The sequence below is a fragment of the Kitasatospora sp. NBC_01302 genome, assembly GCF_035976515.1.
Lineage (GTDB): Bacteria > Actinomycetota > Actinomycetes > Streptomycetales > Streptomycetaceae > Kitasatospora.
Window position 1 is genome coordinate 113,733 of sequence record NZ_CP108404.1, and the last position, 19,227, is coordinate 132,959.

General features: G+C 71.3%; 19 protein-coding genes and 4 pseudogenes. 11 read left to right on the forward strand and 12 right to left on the reverse strand.

Features of this window, described 5'->3' with window-relative positions; all coding sequences use genetic code 11:
• Positions 1 to 14 precede the first annotated feature (14 nt).
• Positions 15 to 1,622: pseudogene (locus OG294_RS00580) on the forward strand (CYTH and CHAD domain-containing protein).
• A gap of 10 nt (positions 1,623 to 1,632) precedes the next feature.
• On the opposite strand, the gene OG294_RS00585 reads toward OG294_RS00580, so the two are convergent.
• Complete coding sequence (locus tag OG294_RS00585; RefSeq protein WP_327064352.1) at positions 1,633 to 1,758, reverse strand: hypothetical protein; 126 nt, start codon at positions 1,756 to 1,758, stop codon at positions 1,633 to 1,635.
• A gap of 700 nt (positions 1,759 to 2,458) precedes the next feature.
• On the opposite strand from OG294_RS00585, the gene OG294_RS00590 reads away from it, so the two are divergent.
• From OG294_RS00590 to OG294_RS00600, 3 genes are all read left to right on the forward strand, one after another.
• The gene (locus OG294_RS00590) at positions 2,459 to 3,004 is read left to right on the forward strand and encodes a COG4315 family predicted lipoprotein (protein ID WP_327064353.1); all 546 of its coding nucleotides are present in this window, start codon (positions 2,459 to 2,461) and stop codon (positions 3,002 to 3,004) included.
• A gap of 89 nt (positions 3,005 to 3,093) precedes the next feature.
• Positions 3,094 to 3,531, forward strand: coding sequence for a VOC family protein (locus OG294_RS00595; RefSeq protein ID WP_327064354.1), 438 nt, complete (start codon positions 3,094 to 3,096; stop codon positions 3,529 to 3,531).
• 55 nt (positions 3,532 to 3,586) lie between these two features.
• Entirely contained in the window at positions 3,587 to 4,249 is a 663-nt protein-coding gene (locus OG294_RS00600) for a class I SAM-dependent methyltransferase (RefSeq protein ID WP_327064355.1), read from the forward strand.
• 187 nt (positions 4,250 to 4,436) lie between these two features.
• Here OG294_RS00600 and OG294_RS00605 read toward each other — a convergent pair whose 3' ends face one another.
• A complete protein-coding gene (locus tag OG294_RS00605) occupies positions 4,437 to 4,586 on the reverse strand; it encodes a hypothetical protein (protein WP_327064356.1) in 150 nt (49 codons plus the stop codon).
• A gap of 107 nt (positions 4,587 to 4,693) precedes the next feature.
• Entirely contained in the window at positions 4,694 to 5,584 is an 891-nt protein-coding gene (locus OG294_RS00610) for a UbiA family prenyltransferase (RefSeq protein ID WP_327064357.1), read from the reverse strand.
• A gap of 133 nt (positions 5,585 to 5,717) precedes the next feature.
• Here OG294_RS00610 and OG294_RS00615 point away from each other — a divergent pair, with 133 nt between their 5' ends.
• The 3 genes from OG294_RS00615 to OG294_RS00625 are packed head-to-tail and all read left to right on the forward strand — an operon-like array spanning position 5,718 to position 8,320.
• Complete coding sequence (locus tag OG294_RS00615; protein ID WP_327064358.1) at positions 5,718 to 6,782, forward strand: type III polyketide synthase; 1,065 nt, start codon at positions 5,718 to 5,720, stop codon at positions 6,780 to 6,782.
• A 6-nt stretch (positions 6,783 to 6,788) separates the two neighbouring features.
• Positions 6,789 to 7,310, forward strand: a complete 522-nt coding sequence (locus OG294_RS00620; RefSeq protein WP_327064359.1) for an isoprenylcysteine carboxyl methyltransferase family protein — start codon at positions 6,789 to 6,791, stop codon at positions 7,308 to 7,310.
• The gene (locus OG294_RS00625; protein WP_327064360.1) at positions 7,307 to 8,320 is read left to right on the forward strand and encodes an NAD(P)/FAD-dependent oxidoreductase; all 1,014 of its coding nucleotides are present in this window, start codon (positions 7,307 to 7,309) and stop codon (positions 8,318 to 8,320) included. The genes OG294_RS00620 and OG294_RS00625 overlap by 4 nt, the downstream gene beginning before the upstream one ends.
• A gap of 230 nt (positions 8,321 to 8,550) precedes the next feature.
• On the opposite strand, the gene OG294_RS00630 is transcribed toward OG294_RS00625, so the two are convergent.
• From OG294_RS00630 to OG294_RS00645, 4 genes and pseudogenes are all read right to left on the reverse strand, one after another.
• Positions 8,551 to 8,970, reverse strand: a complete 420-nt coding sequence (locus OG294_RS00630) for a hypothetical protein (RefSeq protein WP_327064361.1) — start codon at positions 8,968 to 8,970, stop codon at positions 8,551 to 8,553.
• A gap of 767 nt (positions 8,971 to 9,737) precedes the next feature.
• Positions 9,738 to 10,193: pseudogene (locus OG294_RS00635) on the reverse strand (SRPBCC family protein); the annotation flags it as partial.
• 198 nt (positions 10,194 to 10,391) lie between these two features.
• A complete protein-coding gene (locus OG294_RS00640; protein WP_327064362.1) occupies positions 10,392 to 11,315 on the reverse strand; it encodes a phosphotransferase family protein in 924 nt (307 codons plus the stop codon).
• Positions 11,316 to 11,388: 73 nt separating this feature from the next.
• A complete protein-coding gene (locus OG294_RS00645; protein ID WP_327064363.1) occupies positions 11,389 to 11,523 on the reverse strand; it encodes a hypothetical protein in 135 nt (44 codons plus the stop codon).
• Between the two features lie 74 nt (positions 11,524 to 11,597).
• On the opposite strand from OG294_RS00645, the gene OG294_RS00650 reads away from it, so the two are divergent.
• Positions 11,598 to 12,284: a hypothetical protein gene (locus OG294_RS00650; protein ID WP_327064364.1), complete on the forward strand. Its 687-nt coding sequence runs from the start codon at positions 11,598 to 11,600 to the stop codon at positions 12,282 to 12,284.
• On the opposite strand, the gene OG294_RS40975 is transcribed toward OG294_RS00650, so the two are convergent.
• Together OG294_RS40975 and OG294_RS00655 are read right to left on the reverse strand one after the other, a co-directional pair.
• The gene (locus tag OG294_RS40975; protein ID WP_442789301.1) at positions 12,173 to 12,523 is read right to left on the reverse strand and encodes a transposase; all 351 of its coding nucleotides are present in this window, start codon (positions 12,521 to 12,523) and stop codon (positions 12,173 to 12,175) included. The genes OG294_RS00650 and OG294_RS40975 overlap by 112 nt on opposite strands.
• A gap of 121 nt (positions 12,524 to 12,644) precedes the next feature.
• Complete coding sequence (locus OG294_RS00655; RefSeq protein ID WP_327071408.1) at positions 12,645 to 12,938, reverse strand: DUF1330 domain-containing protein; 294 nt, start codon at positions 12,936 to 12,938, stop codon at positions 12,645 to 12,647.
• A 112-nt stretch (positions 12,939 to 13,050) separates the two neighbouring features.
• Here OG294_RS00655 and OG294_RS00660 point away from each other — a divergent pair, with 112 nt between their 5' ends.
• Positions 13,051 to 14,025 (forward strand): LysR family transcriptional regulator, encoded by a 975-nt coding sequence (locus OG294_RS00660; RefSeq protein WP_327064365.1) that lies wholly within the window; start codon positions 13,051 to 13,053, stop codon positions 14,023 to 14,025.
• Here the strand turns inward: OG294_RS00660 and OG294_RS00665 are convergent.
• The 3 genes and pseudogenes from OG294_RS00665 to OG294_RS00675 form a co-directional block, all read right to left on the reverse strand.
• A pseudogene (locus OG294_RS00665) lies at positions 13,992 to 14,680 on the reverse strand (helix-turn-helix domain-containing protein); the annotation flags it as partial. The gene OG294_RS00660 and the pseudogene OG294_RS00665 sit on opposite strands and share 34 nt — an antisense overlap.
• Positions 14,681 to 14,805: 125 nt before the next feature.
• Entirely contained in the window at positions 14,806 to 15,279 is a 474-nt protein-coding gene (locus tag OG294_RS00670; protein ID WP_327064366.1) for an RICIN domain-containing protein, read from the reverse strand.
• A gap of 281 nt (positions 15,280 to 15,560) precedes the next feature.
• On the reverse strand, positions 15,561 to 16,022 hold the full coding sequence (locus OG294_RS00675) for an RICIN domain-containing protein (protein WP_327064367.1): 462 nt from the start codon (positions 16,020 to 16,022) through the stop codon (positions 15,561 to 15,563).
• A gap of 242 nt (positions 16,023 to 16,264) precedes the next feature.
• Here OG294_RS00675 and OG294_RS40980 point away from each other — a divergent pair.
• Positions 16,265 to 16,369 (forward strand): annotated as a pseudogene (locus OG294_RS40980) (transposase); the annotation flags it as partial.
• A 544-nt stretch (positions 16,370 to 16,913) separates the two neighbouring features.
• Positions 16,914 to 19,226: a lectin gene (locus OG294_RS00685; RefSeq protein WP_327071410.1), complete on the forward strand. Its 2,313-nt coding sequence runs from the start codon at positions 16,914 to 16,916 to the stop codon at positions 19,224 to 19,226.
• Position 19,227 lies beyond the last annotated feature (1 nt).

Here is a 19,227-nt window from a genome sequence, read left to right on the forward strand (position 1 = left end):
GGCAGGCGCCGAGCATGGCCAGGAAGCATGTGGAGACCGAGCGGAAGTACGAGGGAACCGCGCTGCCGAGCAGCCTCGACAGCGTGCCGGGCGTGGCGACAGCGCAGTGGGTGGACCAGCAGGACCTCGACGCCGTCTACTACGACTCGCCGGACCTGCGCCTGTTGCGCCGCCGGATCACGCTACGCCGGCGGACCGGCGGCGACGACGCCGGCTGGCATCTCAAACTGCCGCTCGCGGACGACGCGCGAGCGGAGATCCAGCTGCCGCTGGCGGCCGGGAGCAAGCGCAGAGTCCCGGCGGAACTCACCGCTCGGGTGGCGGCCTTCACCCGGGACGCCACCCTGCTGCCGGTGGCGCACCTGCGCACCCACCGGGCCCGTCGACTGCTCCAGGACGAGGAAGGCGCCACCCTCGCGGAGGTCACCGAGGACCGCGTGGCAGCCCAGCTCCTCGACCCCGGGCAGGCGAGCAGCGGCACGAGCACCGAGATCAGCGGTTGGACCGAATTCGAGGTCGAGCTGGCAGACGGGACGCCGAAGCTGCTCGACCGGATCGACACCGCCTTCACCGAGGCGGGCCTGGCCCGCTCCGCGTGGCCCTCGAAGCTCGCCCGGGCCGTCGGCACCACCGCCGGGCCCGCAGACGGGGAGCAGGGGCCCGCAGACAGGAAGCTGGGGCCCGCGGACGGGCAGCTGACCGCCGCTCGCGCCGAACAGCCCGGAACCGCCGGCGCCGTCGTCATGACGGCCTACCGGGCACTGGTCGGGGAACTGCTGACGCTCGACGCAGCCGTGCGCCGCGGGGAGGCGGACTCGGTGCACCGGATGCGGGTGACCGCGCGGCGCCTGCGGAGCCTGCTCAAGGCCCACCACCGGCTCTTCGACCGTCGCCGGTCCGATCCGCTGGCCGCCGAACTCTAGTGGATCGGGCGGGTGTTGGGCGAGGCCCGGGACCAGGAGGTCCTTGGTGAGCACCTGGTGGCCGGTCTGGACGCGGTGCCCGCGCAGGTGCGCCGGCACGCGCTCCGCGGCCGGATCACCGAGCGGTACGCTCACGCCTACCGGCGCGCCTGGCGGCAGGCGGTCCGCGAACTCGCCAGTCCCCGCTACTTCACGCTGCTCGACCGGCTGGACGACTTCGCGGCCCGCCCTCCGCTGCGCGGCCGGGCCGGCGCGGCCGCCGTCGGCTACTGCGCCGACGTGCTGCGGCAGGAGCAGCGCCGGATGCTGAAGCGGCTCGACCGCGCGCTTCGCACGGCGCGGGGCCCACAGCGCGACGGCGCGCTGCACCGCGCCCGCAAGGCGGCCAAGCGCGCCCGCTACACCGCGGAGGCGGCAGGCTCGGGGCTCCCGCGGCACGCAGCGAAGCGGACGGCGAAGTACGGCGCGCGGATGAAGAGGCTCCACAAGGTCCTCGGCGTCCACCAGGACAGCGTGGTGACCCGGCAGGCGCTGCTCACGCTGGACGCCGGGAGCACGGAGAGCACCGACCGGGCCAAGCACGATGCCTTCGCCTACGGCGTCCTGCACGAAGGTCAGCGACAGGCCGCCGAACGCGCTGTGCGTCGCCTGCCAAGGCTGCGCCGACGCGCGGCACGACGGAAGCTGACCAGCCTCTGACCGGCCTGCCTCACCATGCGAAGGTGCGGGCGAGCAGAAGGACGACCACGCAGAGCGCCGACCACCCGGTGATCGCCAGCGGCCCAGCTCCTCCCCCGTCGTCCGGGTTCCACCGCCGCCCGGTCATCACGTTCACCCGAAGCCCCCTCCCCAAGGTGTTCGGTCACCTCTTCGACCAGGCGCCCTGCGCCCCGGTTGAAGCCGGGCTCCGCCGACGACCGCTTCTCCAGGCCGCGCAGCAACACCTCGATCACACGGTGGTCGGCGAGTTCCCGAGCCGCGAGGACGTCCCCGTCAGCCGCACTGCGGCCACCGACGTCCGGGGCATCGGCGTCACCTCTACGAGGCTGCCACCGGCGAGCTGCCCTTCGACCCCGGCGAGACCGTCGGCGCCGGCTCCGAGGGCTCCGAGGGCTCCGAGGGCTCCGAGGGCTCCGAGGGCTCCGAGGGCTCCGACGACTGGTATCCCCAGCTCGAGGCCCCGGCGCCACCCGTCGCCCACCACCGCCGGCTGCCCGTCGCCCTCGCCGGCGCCTCCGACACCCGGATGCCCCAAAGCCGGTGCGCCGTCCCGGGATCGTGGTTCCGGCCCGTCCAGCGGCCGCTTGTACAGCGCCACCAGCCTTCCCGGTGCTCCGCCCGGCGGCGCCGGGCACCGCATCGGGTGGTGGGTGTGGATGTGGACGCTGACACTGGTCGTGTGCCCGTCACCCTGGGTGGACCGCTGCCGGTGTGCCCGCGGAGCCGGCATTTTTTTGCGGGCCCGCTTTCGGTGGGTCTGCGGACTGGCCGTGGTGCATCAGGCGCTGCGACGATTCCAGCGGAGGAAGTCCGTCATGAAGCCTGTTCTCGCCGCAACTGCGGGGGCTGCCGCCCTGGCGGCCCTGCTGGTCGGCTGTTCCAGCAGCTCAGGATCGAGCACCGGCTCCGGCTCCGCGTCCGCATCAAGCTCCGCCTCCGCGCCGGCCGGTGGGGCTGCCACTCTGAAGACCGCCGGTTCGCCCGAAGGGAAGATCCTGGTCGACGGGGCCGGCCGGACACTGTACGTGTTCGAGTCGGACACCAGCTCGACCTCGACCTGCAACGGTGCGTGCGCTGCGGCGTGGCCGCCGGTCGTCACGAGCGGAACGCCGAACTCCAGCGGACTCACGGCCTCCCTGGTCGGCACCAGCGTGAGGACGGACCACACGACCCAGGTCACGTACAAGGGCCACCCGCTGTACACCTTCACCGACGACTCCAAGGCCGGTGAGATCAATGGTCAGGGTGTCACGGCGTTCGGCGGGAAGTGGTACGTCATCAGCCCCAGCGGCGATGCGATCACCACCGCGGCCACCACCCCTGCCTCCACACCGAGCAGCACGTCAGGCGGCGGCTACTGACACCGGAAGCCGGCCACATCCCCTCCCGCCCAACGGCTTCGAGCTGGATCTCCGGCCCTCGCGGTCCATCGCAGCAGGAGTGCATCAGCATGGACGTTCTCTTCATCACGAGCGTGGCGGTCGTCGTCGCCGACCCCCCGCTGAGCCGCAAGCTGTTCATCGAGGCTCTTGGGCTCCCCCTGCAGGGGGAGGGCAACGGCTACTACTCCAGCGGTAGCGTCCCCGGTAGCAAGCACTTCGGCCTGTGGCCGCTCTCGCAGGCAGCCGAGGCATGCTTCGGCACCACCCAGTGGCCCGCCGACCGGGTGGTTCCGCAGGCATCGATCGAGTTCGAGGTGGCGGACGCGGAAGCCGTCACTGCCGCCGGTGCCGAGCTTCAGCGCCTGGGCTTCCAACTGGTGCACCAGGCCCGCACCGAGCCGTGGGACCAGACGGTGGCCAGACTTCTCACCGCGGACGGCTTGATCGTCGGGATCTCCTACGCCCCCTCCTTGCACGACTCGCCGGACGATCAGCACCCCGGGTGAGCCCGGCCTACGCTGGCAGCAGCCTGGGCGGGCCGGGACAGCGGGAGGAGTTGCGATGCGCGAGGACCAGGACCTGGCCGAGGTGCAGCGCGAGCACTGGCAGCAGACGTACGGAACCCACCCCGGCATGTACGGCGCCCGGCCTTCCGACGCGGCCGTCCACGCCGCCGCGATCTTCCGCGCCGCCGGCGCCGGCAGTGTGCTGGAGCTCGGCGCCGGCCACGGCCGTGATGCGCTGTACTTCGCCCGCTCGGGATTCACCGTGCTGGCCGCTGACTTCAGCCCGGTGGGCCTGGACCAACTGCGCGAAGCGGCGACGGCCGAGGGACTGGCCGGGCGGGTCGCCACCGCTGTGCACGACGTGCGCGACCCGCTGCCGCTCGGTGACGCCCGCGTGGACGCCGTCTTCGCCCACATGCTGCTGTGCATGGCCCTGTCCACCGGGGAGATCCACGCCCTGGTCGCCGAGGTCCGCCGGGTCCTGCGGCCCGGCGGCACCTTCGTCTACACCGTCCGCCACACCGGCGACGCCCATTATGGAGCCGGCACCGGGCACGGCGACGACATCTGGGAGCACGGCGGCTTCGCCGTCCACTTCTTCCCCCCAGACCTGGTCGATGCCCTCGCCGACGGCTGGTCCCCCGCCGAGGTCCACCCCTTCGAAGAGGGCGGCCTGCCGCGGCGCCTGTGGCGCGTCACCCAGAGCCTGCCCCGCTGACCGGCACGCGCCCGCCGCCACACCGGTGATCGACTGGCGAGCGGATGCCGCCCCCGACCGTTCGTCGCCTACGTACCTGCTGGGAGATCCGCGACGACACCCGCGAGGTTCTCCTCCCCTCGGGTGCGTACTCATCTGCTGGAGGGGGCTGCGCTCTGTGCGGACCTCGTGAAGCACCGTCACCGGTTCAGGGCGTGCTGCTTCCTTCCGCCAGGTCCTTGATCGCGCTGAGGCGGTGTTCCCAGGCAGTGGCGAGCGTGTCCATCCACTGCCTCATGCGCTCCAGCGGTCGCGGATCGGCTTCGTACCGGACTTCGCCGCCAACGAAGGCGATCACTGGCTCAACTCCGCCAACCGCACCGCCGACCACAAGATCGAGCTGCAGCTCTCCCGGTACTCGCCTGCGCAGCCGGGCCCCGCTCCCAGACGTCTGTGCACACCCTGTCAGGCCAGGGCAGCACCGCGCAGCAGGAGCAGGGCGACGTCGAGGGCCGCCAGGGCGAGGGTGGCCAGGAATGGCAACCGGCTTCGCGGGTCGGCGCGGGTCGGAACCGCGATGCCGAGGGCCAGCGCGCCGGTGACGGCGAGCGACACCCAGCCGGCGACGGTGATCCGCCCCGGCGGTCCCAGGACGAGGACGATCGCCCCGGCGAGCAGCAGGGCGGCGGCCAGGATCCGCGCGCGTCGCGGGCCGAGCCGCTGGGGCAGGCCGCGCACGCCCGTTCGCAGGTCGCCGTCGATGTCGGGCAGGACGTTGGTGGCGTGGGCGCCGGTGCCGAGCAGTGCGCCGGCAGCCATCACCCATCCAGCCGGCCAGGGGTGGCCGGGCAGTGCGAGGGTGACGAAGGCGGGCAGCAGTCCGAAGGCCACGGCGTAGGGCAGCCAGGAGAGCACGGTGCGCTTGACGCCCAGGTTGTACGACCAGGCCGCGGCGACCCCGACCAGGTGGGCCGTACCGGCCGCAAGCCCGTTGGCCAGCGACAGCGGAACGCAGAGCGCGAGCGCGCACCCGGCGGCGATCGCCACGGTGTGCGGGCGCACCGCACCTGCCGCCAGGGGCTTGTCGCTCCGGCCGGTGGCGAGGTCCCGGCGCAGATCGAGCCGGTCGTTGCACCAGCCCACCGAGAGCTGTCCCGCCAGCACCGCCGAGGCCACCAGCGCGCTTCCCGCAGCTCCCCGCCCCGAGGCGGCGGCCAGCGCGGTGATCACAGCGGTGACGGCGACCGAAGGGGCGGCGTGAGAGGCGGCCAGCAGCCCCCGCAGGGGCCTGCCCGCGCCGGGAGGTGACGCTCCGGCGGTGGCTGCGGGCGCGGGCTGGGCTCCGGCGGTGTGCACGCCCTCATGCTAGTGCCGCGTCAGGCAACCTTCGCCCCGTCGCGACAGTTGCCTGACGCGGCACTGGATCGGTCGAACCGCCGAATACCGGTCATGTGGTGATGAATGGTCAGCTGGAACCTATTCTGGCCCGATGACCACAGTCGCGGCTGTCCACGGTGTGCTCGCGCCGCACCGGTACGAGCAAGGCGAGATCACCGAGGCGCTCGCGGTGATGTGCCCGCAGCAGGACGCCGAGCGCGGGGTCCTGGAGCGGCTGCACGCCACCTCCACGGTCGGCTCCCGCCACCTGGCCCTGCCGCTGGATCGCTACCGCGAGTTGAGCGGCTTCGGGCAGGCCAACGACCTGTTCATCGAAGCCGGGGTGCGACTGGCCGAGCAGGCGCTGACCGGCGCCCTGGCGGCGGCCGGGCTGGCGGCCGAGGACGTGGACCTGGTGATCTCCACCTCCGTGACGGGCATCGCGGCGCCCTCGCTGGAGGCGCGGCTGGCAAGGCGCGTGGGCCTGCGGCCGGACGTGAAGCGGGTGCCGGTCTTCGGTCTCGGCTGCGTCGCCGGGGCCGCGGGCCTCGCCCGGTTGCACGACTACCTTGAGGGCCATCCCGGGCAGGTCGCGGTCCTGCTCTCGGTCGAACTGTGCTCGCTCACCCTGCAGCGCACCGACCCGTCGGTGCAGAACATGGTGGCCGGCGCGCTCTTCGGCGACGGCGCCGCGGCCCTGGTGGCCGTCGGCCGGGAGCATCCCCGGTGCGGGGAGTTCCCGGGCCCGCAGGTGGTGGCCACCCACAGCCGGCTGTACCCCGGCACCGAACGGGCGCTGGGCTGGGACATCGGCGACAGCGGCTTCAAGATCGTGCTCGGCGCCGAACTGCCCGAACTGGTCCGCCTGCACGTCGGCGAGGACGTCCGCTCCTTCCTCGCCGAACACGACCTGAAACCACCGGACATCGCCGGCTGGGTCGCCCACCCGGGCGGCCCCAAGGTCCTGGACGCGCTGGCCGAGTCGCTCGGACTGCCCTCCCAAGCACTGGAGTTGACGCGGCGTTCGCTGGCCCGGGTCGGCAACCTCTCCTCCGCCTCGGTGCTGCACATCCTGCGCGACACCCTCGCCCTGCGCCCGCCGCCGCCCGGCACGCCGGGCCTGATGCTCGCCATGGGGCCCGGCTTCTGCTCCGAACTCGTCCTGCTGCGCTGGTAGGTCCACGTGTCTCCCTACACCCTGCTGATCGTGCTGGTGGCCGCCGAACGCCTCGCCGAACTCGCCGTCGCGCGCCGCAACGCCGCCTGGAGCATGGCGCGCGGCGGCGTCGAGTACGGCCGCGGCCACTACCCCGTGATGGTCCTGCTGCACACCGGGCTGCTGGCCGGGTGCCTGGCCGAGGTCCAGCTCGCCGCCCGCCCGTTCCTGCCCGCCCTCGGCTGGCCGATGCTCGCCCTCGTGCTCGCCGCCCAGGCGCTGCGCTGGTGGTGCATCCGCACGCTCGGGCCGCGCTGGAACACCCGGGTCATCGTGGTGCCCGATCTGCCCCTGGTCACCGCCGGACCGTACCGGCTGCTCAGCCACCCCAACTACCTCGCCGTCGTCCTCGAAGGCGCCGCACTGCCCCTCGTCCACGGCGCCTGGCTCACCGCGGCCGGCTTCACCCTGCTCAACCTGCCCCTGCTCGCCACCCGACTGCGCTGCGAGAACGCCGCCCTGACCCGCTGCGCGCCGGTGCCGGCGTGATCGACCTGCTGATCGCCGGCGGCGGACCCGCCGGTCTGGCCACCGCGATCCACGCCGCCCGGGCCGGGCTTGACGCGGTGGTCCTCGAACCACGGCCGGCACCGATCGACAAGGCGTGCGGCGAGGGCCTGATGCCCGGGGCCGTCCGCGCCCTGGCCGAGCTGGGCGTCACGCTCGACGGGCACCCGATCCACGGCATCCGCTACCTGGACGGGCGCTGCCTCGCCGAGGGCAGGTTCCGGCAGGAGGCGGGCATGGGCGTGCGGCGCACCGTCCTGCACGCCGCACTGTTCCGCCGGGCGGCCGACCTCGGCGTGCCCATGCTGGCCAGGAAGGCCACCGGGATCCGCCAGGACGGCGACAGCGTCACCGCCGCCGGCCTCACCGCCCGCTACCTGGTCGCAGCCGACGGCCTGCACTCCCCCATCAGGCGGCAGCTGGGCCTGGAACGCCCCGACCCCCGACGGGCACGGTTCGGGCTGCGGCGGCACTTCGCCGTGGCGCCCTGGACCACCTGCGTGGAGGTCCACTGGTCCGCGCTCGGCGAGGCATACGTCACCCCGCTGGCCCCCGAGTTGATCGGCGTGGCCGTCCTCACCGGCGAGCGCCTGCCGTTCGACGAGTTGCTGACCGCGTTCCCCGCCCTCCGCCACCGCCTGCCCCTGCGGTCCGCCACCAGCGTGCGCGGCGCCGGACCGATGCGCCGGCAGGTCCGGGCGCGGGTGGCCGGGCGGGTCCTGCTGGTCGGCGATGCGGCCGGCTACATCGACGCCCTCACCGGCGAAGGCATCTCCCTCGCCCTCACCGGCGCCGCCCACCTGGTGCGCTGCCTGCGCGCCGGCCGGCCTCAGGAGTACGAGCAGGCCTGGCGGCGTGCCACCCGGCGCCACCGCCTGCTCACCGACACGCTGGTCCGCATCCGCGCCAGCTCCTTGCTGGCCCCGGGGATCGTCCCGCTGGCCGCCCGCGCTCCTGCGGTGTTCACCGCGCTGGTCAACCAACTCACCTGACCATGACGACTTCGGCCGCCTGCAGCCACCGGTCCGGACGAGCGTGCCGAGAAGCTGACATCCGCACCGGGCGCTGGGCCTCGTCCACGTACGGACTCAGTTCGTCCGCCGGAGCCGCGATGAAACCGCCGCAGGCCCGTGTACCGCGGGGCCGGCGACGGAACGGTCGGCCGGGCACCGCCCGGAGGCCCCGTCACAGGACGGGGCCTCTCCTTCTGGAAGGAACGCCATCAGTAGGAGGGCGTACACGCCTTCGCGGAGCCGTACTGCTGGACGCAGGCGTGGGAGTGCGTTCCCGCGTCGTCGAGCCAGCTCGTGGTCTGACCCGGACTGTACTGGGTGGCCGATTCCTTGGTGTCCTCGTTGTACACCCAGATCTCCCAGCCCGTGTCCGACCATCTGGCGACCTGGGCACGCACACTCCTGCACGTCGGGTTGTACTGGAGCCAGACGGCCACCGATTGGGTGCCGGAGGAATTGAAGGATTCCGCGCTGTACACGTCCTTGTAGCTTCCGGTGCAACGGCTGGCTGCCGACATGGGGGCAGCAGCACCGGCGGGAAGGGCCACCGCACCGCCGAGGAGCAGCGCGCCGGCACTGGCCACAGCCACAACCATCCGGCGCTCACGTGATCGGTGGTCATTTCTCATCGTGCCCTCCCGAGTGCGATCGAAATCCCCTTGAAGTCCTGTCTCCCAGATTCCTGGCTCGGCCAAGGGACCGTCAATTGAACGGACACAGATCATCCCTTCGGCCGGAGCGATCCTCCCCCACGGACGCCCGCGGATTGCGCCGGAGCACGCCTTGGGATGGTGTGCTTCACGGGCCGTTGGAAGGCGCCGCGCGGGTGCGCGGGACGTCGTTCAGCGCGAGGGGGGCCTCTGGTCCCGCGTGGTCGGAGATCTCGCGTGCGAAGCGGGTACCGGGTGCGTGGTCGTGGTCGTGGTGGTCCCATGCGGTCGCGCCGGCCACCGACGGGAAGACGCGGCGGATGGCGGGCGGGGCCCGCTCCAGGGAGTGGCCAGGATGTTGCTCGCCGAGGTCGAGCGGCGGGGTCTCGTCGGCCGAGGGTTCGGCCGGCCGGCCCCGAAACCCGGTGCCGGGCCGGCCGAACCCCTGGCTGGCACGCCGCCGGTCCCCCGAAGGGAGGAGTCGGGCCGCGTCAGTCGCCCAGGCCCGGGCCCCGACCGCGGTGGGGCGGTCGGGGCCCGGGCGGTGGACAGCGCGAGTCGCGGGGTCAGCCGTGCCGCATGTCGTCCGGGTCCGGCGGCATGGCGGAGGCCGGACCGGTGCCGCCCTGCATCCCCTCGGACAGCCCCTGGTCGGCCGGGGGCGCCCCTTCGCCGGTCATCCGGGCCTGCGGGGTCTCGCGGGGCGGTGCGTCGGCGGGGTGGCCGGCGGTTCCCGCGGCGGCGCCGCCCGGGGTGATCCGGCCGCGCCAGCCGCCGCTCTCGTGGCCGCGCTCCTCGATGAAGCCCTTGAAGCGCTTGAGGTCGCCCTTGACCTGACGGTCCAGGACGCCGAGCATCGCACCGGCCTTCTCACCGATGCCCTGCGGCTCGAACTCCATCGCGAGACTGACCCGGGTGTGGCGCTCGTCCAGCGACCGGAACGTCACGACGCCCATCTGTCGGACGTCGCCGCTCACCGTGCGCCACGAGATCCGCTCGTCCGGCAGCTGGTCGACGATCTCGGTGTCGAACTCGCGGTGGGCGCCGCCCACCTTCGTGCGCCAGTGGGAGCGGCGGTCGTCGATCTGCCGGATCTCCTCCACGCCGTCCATGAACCTCGGGAACTCCTCGAACTGCGTCCACTGGTTGTACGCGCTGTGCACCGGGACATCGACGTCGATCGTTTCCTGAACCCTGCTCATCAGGGCACTCCCTTCGTCTGGCCGATCCGGACGATCCGGACCGACGGGCGCCTGCCCGCCCACCCCGGCTTCAATCACCCCGACCGGTGCACGGCTCAGCAGTGTGATCCGGCGGCGTCCGCCGCGCCGGGCCCGGGAGGGGTGGAGCCGGGGATCCCACGGGGTCCGGTCTTCTGCGGGCACGGACGCGGGTCGCTGTCACACGAGCAGCGCCTCGAGCTCGGGAAGTCGGCCGAACAGGTCGGGGAGGCCGCGCAGGCCGTTGCGCACGGACTCGTGCGACAGCGCGAGGTCGGGGCCGGTGCTCGCCTCGACGCCGGCGAGGCAGCGGAGGATGTTCCACCTCGTGTGCCCCAGCCAGCCGCCGATCATGAACACGAACCAACTCGGACCCGAGGGCGGCAGCGCTCCGCCCCCGGCGACGTAGCCGTCGAGGACCGAGCGGAAGACGGCGGGCCTGATGTCGTCGAAGCCGGGTCCCTTCGCGAGGCTCAGCGCGGTCGAGCCGAGCTCACCGGCCAGGTCGAGCATCCCCGAGAGCTCCCAGTCGAGCAGCACCGGCCGGCCCTCTCGAGCGAGCAGGTTCCACGGTTGGATGTCCTTTTGGGTCAGCACGACGGGGCCCGGCCGTTCGCAGGTGTCGACGAAGTGGGCCATCGCGAGGAACGCCCCGACGTGGGAAACGAGTTCGCCGGCCCACGGCTGTCCGGTCGCCGCCGCCCGCTCGGCCAGCTCGGGCCAGTCCCGTGGCGTCGGCTCCTCGATCGGCACGTGGGTCCACGCGACGTCGAGCGCGTGGATGCGCGCGACGATCTCACCGATCTCGAACGCGTACGCCGCCGACACCGGTGCTTCGCGCAGCGGTTCTCCCTCGACCCATCGGTGGACGAGCATGTGGTGGCCGGCCGAGATCGGCTCCGGCATCGGGATGCCGGCGGCGAAGGCCGACTGCTCGAACCTGAACACGTCCTCGGCGTGGTAGGTCCAGCGGCGGTCGAGGAGGTTCAACTCCTTCACCGCGAAGGACCCTTGGTCGGTGTCGAGCCGGTACATCCGGTTGGCGAACCCGCCGTGGACGCGGATCATCGGCCTGTTCGGCGCGCCGAGATGCGAGAGGTTCACCCGTGCATGCTAGGGGTGGCGCTTCATCGATGCACCGGACTTTCGTCGTCCAGGTTGCCCGGCCGAGGGATGGTCACGGGATGAGGCCCGCCTTGCGGCCCGTTTCCTCGAATGCGGCCAGCACCCGGGTCAGGTGCCGGTCCGTGTGGGCGGCCGTCAGGGTGATGCGCAGGACCTCGTGGCCTGCCCGGACGGCGGGGTGGGTCATGGGGGCGGTGAAGACTCCTGCGTCGAGCAGTTCCCGCCACAGGCGCAGGCACTGTTCACGGTTCGGCAGAGCATGTGCCTGCTCTCCTGGACCGGTTCGAGGCCGATCCGAGCGGTGTGTGGTCCGAGCTGATGGACCATCTGTGTCCGCAGCTGGACATCGCCTTCACCGCAGGCTTCGCAGCACTTCCGCGCTTGGCCGAGATCGCGACTGCGAGCAGGCCGGAGACCGTGGGCTGGGTGCTTCTGGCGGCGGGAGCAATCGCTTCCTGTTCGCCCGGGTTGTCCGATGCCGACAGCCCTCTGACGGTCTTCTCGGCTCCGATTGCGGTTCTGCGTAACCTCACCGATCGCCGCCTGAGCCAGCCGACCGACGCCGAGGAGTACGTGAACCTGCTGCAGGCCCTGCTCTCCTTCGAGGGCGTCGCGATCTGGGATCGCTGCCTGGACGGCCTGCAGACCGGGGAGTACGAGGTCGACTGCCCCTACTGCGGCGTCGACATGTTCATCGTCATCGGGCAGGACGACTCCTTCTGCCGCACTGACGACTACGCGCTGCAGGAAGTGCGGAAGTCACCCCTCCAACCAGCGCGAACGCAGGAGCTGGAAGGGCTGCCGCGGAGGCTGTTCACGCGGGCCTTGGCGGACGGTCAGGAGGGTCTGGCGCATGGCGTCCGTTCCCTGTTCGGGCGGGCCGCCTGCCCGGACTGCGGGACCGACTTCTCGGTGGCCGAGCGGGTGGTGGCCGGTTGGATGTTGTGACCGGTCCACGACGATGTGCGGGTGAGGATTCGGGTTCGTAGTAGCCGGGAGCCGGCTCGGCCGCACATGGCTCTCCTGATCGTTTTCACGCGATTGACATGGCCCTCGGCCTTGCCTGAGCTCCATTCGTCGGCGATAGCGGCGGTGACAGCGTCGAAGTCCTGGCGGAGGAGCGAGGCGAACTTGGCGACCGGGAGAACGTCGGACTGTTCGGCCTGGCGGATCCAGGCGGGCAGCAGTTGGCCTCGGCGGCTGCGGACGAGGTCCGTGAGGCATCGCTTCGAACTCGTCTCGTGAGTCGTCGTTCAGCACCGTGTGCGTATCAGGTGACGGATGCTCAGCGATGGCTGGGCCCGCCGGTCAGTCGATGCCTTCGATGATGCGGAAGTCGCGCTCGACGCCGTCGGGGAGGGCCACCAGCGCCTTCTGGTATGCCTCGCTCTCGTATGCCGCGACGGCCTGTTCAAAGCTGTCGAACTCGATCAGAACGACGCGTTGCGTGATTCCGGCCTCGTGGGCGACGACTCGGCCGCCACGGGACAGGAGGCGCCCGCCCCCAGCCCGGACAGCCGGACCGGCCAGCTTCTCGTAGGCAGTCAGTCTCTCAGGGTCCGAAATGGCAGGGTAGACACTGGCCCAGTAGCCCTTGGCCATGGAAACCTCCTGTGTTCGGCCGGACACGTCCGACGTCGAATTGACACTCAGATCGATCCCGGTGACGGGTACTGCGGTCAGTGGGATCGTCATATGCGCAGGTTAGGGCTTGATGTGCGGTCGAGGGAAAGACCGGTACGGGATAGGCTCAGAACGGATCGTTATCAATCGGCGGGGAGGGCACGTGGCGCCGGATACGGTGAGCCTGCGGTACTTCCTGGTGCTGGCGCAGGAGTTGAACTTCACCCGCGCGGCCGCACGGATCGGTGTCGCACAGCCCGCACTCAGCGCCCGGATGCGCCGATTGGAGGCGGAACTCGGTACGGCCCTGCTGGTCCGCAACACGCGTAGCGTCGTATTGACCGCGGCCGGTGCGGCTTTGGCGGAGTCCGCGCCGCCCGCGCTGGCGGCGCTGAACCGGGCATGGGACACCGCCCGGAGCGCGGCGGCCGGTGAACTGGGCACGCTGCGCATCGGATACAGCCTCAGCACCGGGGCCGAGACGGCACCGGCCCTGCTGGACAGGCTGGTTCGCGGCAACGGCGGACTTGAGGTCGGCGCGGTCCCGATGGCGACACCGGAGATCTCCCCCGCGGTCGCCGACGGCCGCATCGATGCCGGGATCACCCGCGGTGAACAGCCGGGCCGTGGCGTGCGCCGGTTCCTGCTGCGGCGTGCGCGCATCGGGGTCCAGCTGGCGCAGCACCATCCGCTGGCCGGACACCCGGAGATCGAGATCGCCGACGCGGCCGCGTATCCGCTGCGACTCCCGGACCGTGCGGCCAACCCCGTGATCCACGATCAGCTGTCCGCACTGTTCCGAGACATCCGACCACACCCCCGATTCCACACGCCCGCAGTCTCCTTCGACATGTCTCAGCGCGACCTGCGCGACGGGGTCACCGTGGCCCCGGCCGGAGAAGCCGCGGCCACGGCACAACCGGCCGGTCTCACCTGGCGACCACTGCGAGGCGCGCCCAGCTTGACGATCCACCTGGTCCTCCCACGCGAGCAGTCACCACTGCACCGCCGTATCCGTGCCGTCGCCAAAGCCCTGGCGCACGAGCTGCACTGGCTGCCGGACTGACGCGCAAGAGGTCGAGCGGGACGGACGCCTGCTATGGCGAGGCCGAAGACCCTGCGCCCGGCGGACTTCGCGGTGATGACGACGACGGCGGTCTTGCTGAATGTCCGACCGCCGGGTGGAGCCTGCCTCGTCCTCGAAGCAGATGCAGCCCCCGCAGGCCGCCCGGGCGCTTTTACCTCCGCCGGGTTGCCTCCTTCCATACCTTCACAGCCTGCTCGTCGCGTTCGGCCGCCCTACGTGCGGGGATCTGCGGGGAGAACCCGAGCCGGTGCATCATCCTCGTGGCGCCCGAGACGCTGTACGAGACGTGGGACTTCCGCCCGATCAGGGTGGCCACCCGCGCAGCGGTCCACACCTGGTCCTGGTCCCAGCCGTGCGCGGCCGGGCCCTGCTCCAGGTACACGGCCAGCTTCTCCAGGCAGCGCGGCGACAGCCGGCACCGCGACCCACTCGGGCCGCGCGACGCCAACGCCTCGGCCCCGCCCTCGCGCCACAACTGGTGCCACCGGTAAGCCGACTTCGGACTCACTCGCAGACGCCGAGCCACCTCCGGCGGCTTGACAACCTCCTCGAACAACTCGGCTGCCTGCACCCGCACCGACTCACGGCGCAGTCGTCCCGCGGCGGTCAGCCCGCCCCCGTCCGCCTGTCTCATACAACACGGGATACAGCCCACGCCCCGGCCCTATCAGGCGCCTCAAGAGGGATCACCCCGACGAGCCCGAAGTCAGTAAACAGGTCTGTCCCGACGCTGAGCACCAATGAGCGTCAGCGGTGGTGTCAGAGAGAGGACCATTGCTGGTCAGGGTTGCCGTTGCAGCCCCAAGTGATCGCGTACGTGCCCGGGGCCGACAGACCGCCCTGGGTGCCCAGGCAGGTGCCGTCGTTCGCGTTGACCAAGGCGTTCCAGCCGTTGCTTCCCGCCCTCACACCCCACTGCTGGTCCAGATTTCCGTTGCAGTCCCAGACCATGGCCTGGCCCCCGGAGTTGACTCCGAGGCACTGGCCATTCCCGTTGACGATGGTGTAGTCATACCCCTTGAAGACCGCGTGCCAGGTCTGGTCGGGGTTGCCGTTGCAGCCCCATACGATCGCGTGGGTGTCGTTGGCACCGTTCTGGCTGCCGAGGCACACGCCGTTCTGGTTCTGCAACTGGTTGCCAGAGGCGGCCGACGCCGAAGGCGCGGCGGTGAAAGCGAGAGCTGCGGCAGCGGAGAGGGCTCCGGCAACCTTGGAGATCTTCTTGAACGACATGTTCTTCCTTACCTGGGTCAGTGCGGAATCGGCCGCGGACCGCGGGCCCGCGGCTTGTGCTGCTCGGAGTCTGGCGCTCGGGCGGTGGGCGTCGCGTGGCGCCCGCTGCGACACGGCAGCTCCTCGCATCGCGGTACAGCCTCCCTGGAACGGCGATCGCGCCGCTATCCGCTTCTGCACACCACCGACCCACGCCTGCGGATAGCCAGCGAGCTCGGCACGTGCATCGCGCCCCCGGGTAGCTGACGGGCGACTCCGAAGGTCTGCCATCCTTCCGCAGGTCAGCCCCATTCCTGGTCGGGGTTGCCGTTGCAGCCCCAGATGATCGCGTACGTGCCCGGGGCCGAGACACCGCCCTGGGTGCCCAGGCAGGCGCCGTTCGCGTTGATCACGGTGCCCCAGGCGTTTGCCGGGCCCCAGGTCCATCGCTGGTCCGAATTTCCGTTGCAGTCCCAGACCATGGCCTGGTCCGAGTCGTTGACTCCGAGACACTGGCCATTCCCGTTGACGATATTGATGGCCCCGCCCACGTAGACCCCGTGCCAGGTCTGGTCGGGGTTGCCGTTGCAGCCCCATACGATCGCGTGGGTATCGTTGGCACCGTTCTGGCTGCCGAGGCACACGCCGTTCTGGTTCTGCAACTGGTTGCCAGAGGCGGCCGACGCCGAAGGCGCGGCGGTGAAAGCGAGAGCCGCGGCAGCGGAGAGGGCTCCGGCAACCTTGGAGATCTTCTTGAACGACATGTTCTTCCTTACCTGGGTCAGTGCGGAATCGGCCGCGGACCGCGGGCCCGCGGCTTGTGCTGCTCGGAGTCTGGCGCTCGGGCGGTGGGCGTCGCGTGGCGCCCGCTGCGACACGGCAGCTCCTCGCATCGCGGTACAGCCTCCCTGGAACGGCGATCGCGCCGCTATCCGCTTCTGCACACCACCGACCCACGCCTGCGGATAGCCAGCGAGCTCGGCACGTGCATCGCGCCCCCGGGTAGCTGACGGTCTTCCTCCTCCCCGCCCACTCACCCGACCTCAACCCCGTCGAACGGGTCTGGGCACACGTCAAACGCAGGATCGCCGACCTCGCCGTGGTCGCCCTGAGATCGGAGTCCTTGGCCGCTGCGCTCGAAGGCTCGATGGCTGAGCGAGGGAGCGTCAAGTACGCGCGGCTCCTCTGCGGGCACGGAGCCGTCGATGCGCGGCCGAGCCGGGTCCCTGTGCTCCGCCACCGCGACGCGCCCTGGGTCGGGTGCATGACGCTCTGTCACTGCCCGGGTGAGATGGGATGGAGGGGTGCCTACCTTTCTTCTCTCGATCAGCTCCCTCTGGTCCGGCATCGTGTGCCGTCGCCGTCGTCTGCGCCGTGATGACCGGGCACGGGCAGGAGTGACCTCATCGAGGCTTCGAGCTCCGCTCGCGTCGGCGGTGGGCACCCTGCGTGTCCTGGTGCCCGGCCGCGTACCTCGGTCCGGAGCGAGGTCGGCGACAGCCGCTGCGCCCCTGGCTGTCGGGCGGGCTGGAACGGACGATGAGTCACGGTCCGGCGCTCCCTCGGCTGTTCCGCTCCGGTCACCTGTGCCACGAGGGAAGTGCGCGTGGCTGGTCCGGCGGGGTCGTGGGCGTGGATTCGTCCGGCGGGTGACTGTGCTCGCCGGCCTGCTGGCGGCGTGCGTCGGGGCGGCCCCCAGGTCTGCCAGGACTTCCGAAGCCGCCTTGGTCACCGCACCGGCCTCGCTGGTCGACCCGTTCATCGGGACCTCCAACTGGGCGAACGACTTCCCCGGTGCCGACCTGCCCTTCGGCATGGTGCAGTGGAGCCCCGACACCCCGTCCCGGCCGCACGGCGGCGGCTACGAGTACCGCGACTCCGCGATCACCGGGTTCAGCCTGACCCACCTCTCCGGCCCGGGCTGCGACGGCGCAGGCGACATCCCGGTCCTGCCGACCATCGGCGCCGTGGACACCAGCGCGACCGAGGGTTTCTCCCACACCCACGAGTCCGCCTCACCGGGCTCCTACGCGGTGACCCTGGACAACGGAGTGACGACCGAACTGACCGCCACACCCCGCAGCGGCATGGCCCGGTTCACCTTCCCCTCCACCACTGCGGCCAACCTGCTCTTCAAGCTGTCCGGCAGCCAAGCGGGTGACAGCCGGACCGCGTTCACCGCCGTCAGCGACACCGAGGTCAGCGGGCAGGTCACCAGCGGCGGGTTCTGCAAGGCGAGCAACACCTACACGGTGTACTTCGACATGGTCTTCGACCGGCCGTTCACCTCCCACGGCACCGACGCCGCCACGGCAGCACATCGACCGGCAACGCCCGCGCCCAGCACACCGCCCGGCGCCCCCGACGCGGCGAATCCCCTCAGGCTCCACGGCACCGAGCCCACCCCCTCCCAGTCCGCCCCCGCCGCGCGAGGCGCGCTGAACGACGGCCACGTCACCTTCGACACCACCAGGTCCCACGTCGTACAGGCCAAGGTCGGCCTCTCCTACGTGTCCGTCGCCAACGCGGCGGCGAACCGCGCCACCGAGAACCCCGGCTGGAACCTCACGAGCGTGCGCAACGCCGCGCTGCACGCGTGGGACTCCGCACTGGGTCGCGTCCGCATCGCCGGCGGAACCCCCGCCAGGCGGACGGTCTTCTACACCGCGCTCTACCACTCCTTGCTGCACCCCAACCTGATCAGCGACAGCAACCGCCAGTACCCCGGCTTCGACGGAACCACCCATACCGTGGACCGGGGCCACCGCGCCGCCTACGCGAACTACTCGGGCTGGGACATCTACCGCTCCCAGGCCCAGCTCGAAGCCCTGGTCGACCCGCAGGCCGCCTCGGACACCGCGCAGTCGATGCTCGACGACGACGACCAGACCGGCCAGTTCCCCAAGTGGTCCGAGAACAACGGCGAGAGCCACATCATGGTCGGTGACCCGGCCGATGCGATCCTCGCCGACTACTACGCGTTCGGCGCCACACACTTCGACAGCGCAGCGGCCCTGGCCGGCATGATCAAGGAGGGCACCGACGCCAACAGCAACCGTCCGGGCCTGAACTACCTCCGACAGCTCGGCTACCTCCCCAGCGACGGGACCTACGGCTGCTGCAACTTCTACGGTCCGGCCGCCACCACCCTGGAATACGACACCGCCGACTTCGCCATTTCCGCCCTGGCAGGCACCCTGGGTGACACCGCGCACCAGGCCTCGTTCGCCGACCGGGCCCAGGACTGGCGCAACCTCTTCAACCCCGCCAGCGGCTTCATCCAACCCCGTGACACCTCGGGCTCATGGACACAGGGATTCGACCCGACCTCGGGCAAGAACTTCGTCGAGGGCGACTCATGGAAGTACACGCCGATGGTGCCGTTCAACCTGCACGGGCTGGCCACCGCGATGGGCGGCAACGCGGCGATGGCCGCCTTCCTGGACACCGACCTGTCCTCGTTCACCGGCGCGGGCGGCCACACCGACCTCGGCAACGAGCCGAGCCTGGACATCCCGTGGGAGTACGACTACATCGGCCGGCCCTACCAGACCCAGCAGACCGTGCGCCGCATCCAGGACCAGATCTGGACCGACAGCCCCTCCGGACTGGCCGGCAACGACGACCTGGGCGAGATGAGCTCGTGGTACGTGTGGTCCGCCCTGGGCATGTACCCCGAAACGCCGGGCACCGCGGACCTGGCACTGGGCAGCCCCCTGTTCACCCGCGCGCTCGTCACCCTCCCCTCCGGCCACACCCTGACCATCAAGGCCGACGGCGCCGCCGACAACGCCCCCTACGTCCAGAAGGCCCGCTGGAACGGCATCCCGTGGAACAACGCCTACGCCCCCGCCGAGGCGATCAGCAGCGGCGGAACACTCGACTACACCCTCGGTACCAACGCGAACACCGCCTGGGCCGCATCCCCCACTTCCGCACCGCGCTCGTACCCCGGCGCGGGCCACTGAT